Here is a 1416-nt window from a genome sequence, read left to right on the forward strand (position 1 = left end):
CTGTCTGAGTGGCCATGAGTCATCCAGTCTGAAACGGTGCCTGACGTTTTGCCGGCAGCAGATACATCGACCGGGCGTTGTTAATTCCGGTTCCGGTAACAGTGGCTCCTGTGTATGAACCACATCAATTTCTGGAAAGGGATACAACCACAAGTCTTTAATGCTGTGTTGCATGAGCAGGCTCCGTACTGGTGTAACGTTTCACGGCTTCCAGAATGATGTTTGCGATTTCATCGGAACAGCATTCTGCAAAAATGAATTCCTGATCGTCCCGACTGTCGTGGGCAATCACATTGCCGTTTTCTGTTCGTCGTAACGTTATGTGCTCCGGGCTCCAGGCAGACATATGTGCCTCCTTGTATTGCCGAATAGGAAGGGCACCGGATAAATGCCAGTGCCCTGGACAAGATTAGCCAATGGAAATTGAGGAAATCCCCAGTTGTTTCTGGCTGCGACTCATCATTTCAGGTCCGGCGACAAGTACCGCCCCAATGACGATAGATACAATGCAACTAGCCAGTCCCATCCCCCCTTGTTTCCCAACTTTTTTCAGGCCAATCAGGCCCCCGAGAAACAGAATTACGCCGATGAACTGCGCAATAGTCAGTGATGATGACTGTGCTGTTTTGGCACCTTGTTCGACATTGCGAACCATATCGGCAAGATCTCCATCGGCAAGAACGGCTTTGGGCAGCAACATCATGGGAATGAGCAGCAGGAACTTAGTCAGTTTGCTCCGGCATGACATTACAAACAGTTGTGCGTGGTTAAATGCGGCGTACAGACGGGCCGCTACGACACGAATACGTGAAATATTTTCTCCTTAACTGGATATATCAGTGGTTTATATGAAGGTGAAAAAAATCAGAAGACGATTCCAATGCTTGCCAGCAGGGCATTGAGGACACGATCGATAAAGACCAGCAGGACGCCGGCAATAAATTTGACGTTTCCCTTACTGACGGATTCACTGGCACTCAGTGCGGTATGTCCATCGAGTCCGGCCTTGCGCCAGATGGATATCCCGTTCATTACAAATCCAACACCGGCCAGCTTGGCCAGCGACAGAACTGCATTTGCTGCGCCAGCAGCAGCGCCAAACGTCTGAGGTTGTACATATGCAATCGGGCCAAATGAGTCAGCCCTGAATCCCATTTGTACGCCTCCGGCGTTAATCATTGCCGGGAGTGATACGAGCATGCAGCTGGTTAACATCCCCGCAATAAATTTTCCGGGAGACATTTTTACCGGACCGGCTGAACGGGCGCGGGCAAACAGGGTAATCATGCTGATCACCCCGATGAATTCTCCCCAGGTAAACAGGAAATCCATTCCGGCACTGAAAATACTGCTGGCAAAGTTCTCAATGGCGGTCAGGGCATCCATGTTCATCAGCGTAACGTCCCTGCACTGGTG

Annotated in this window: 3 protein-coding genes and 1 pseudogene; all 4 read right to left on the minus strand. The window is 50.4% G+C overall.

The window, feature by feature from the left end:
- Nucleotides 1-174, minus strand: a pseudogene (locus RTW80_RS25190) (conjugal transfer protein TraT); the annotation flags it as partial.
- Nucleotides 158-346, minus strand: a complete 189-nt coding sequence (gene traS, locus RTW80_RS25195) for a putative conjugal transfer protein TraS (protein ID WP_001277255.1) — start codon at nt 344-346, stop codon at nt 158-160. The gene traS and the pseudogene RTW80_RS25190, both read right to left, overlap by 17 nt.
- A 63-nt stretch (nt 347-409) precedes the next feature.
- Nucleotides 410-814: an IncI1-type conjugal transfer protein TraR gene (gene traR, locus RTW80_RS25200; RefSeq protein ID WP_312720786.1), complete on the minus strand. Its 405-nt coding sequence runs from the start codon at nt 812-814 to the stop codon at nt 410-412.
- Nucleotides 815-864: 50 nt separating this feature from the next.
- Nucleotides 865-1392 carry a conjugal transfer protein TraQ gene (gene traQ, locus RTW80_RS25205; RefSeq protein ID WP_001055569.1) on the minus strand — a complete coding sequence of 176 codons (528 nt, stop codon included), beginning with the start codon at nt 1390-1392 and terminating at the stop codon, nt 865-867.
- Between the last annotated feature and the right edge of the window lie 24 nt (nt 1393-1416).

This window comes from Escherichia sp. AM3 (genome assembly GCF_032029835.1).
Taxonomy (GTDB): Bacteria; Pseudomonadota; Gammaproteobacteria; order Enterobacterales; family Enterobacteriaceae; genus Escherichia; species Escherichia coli.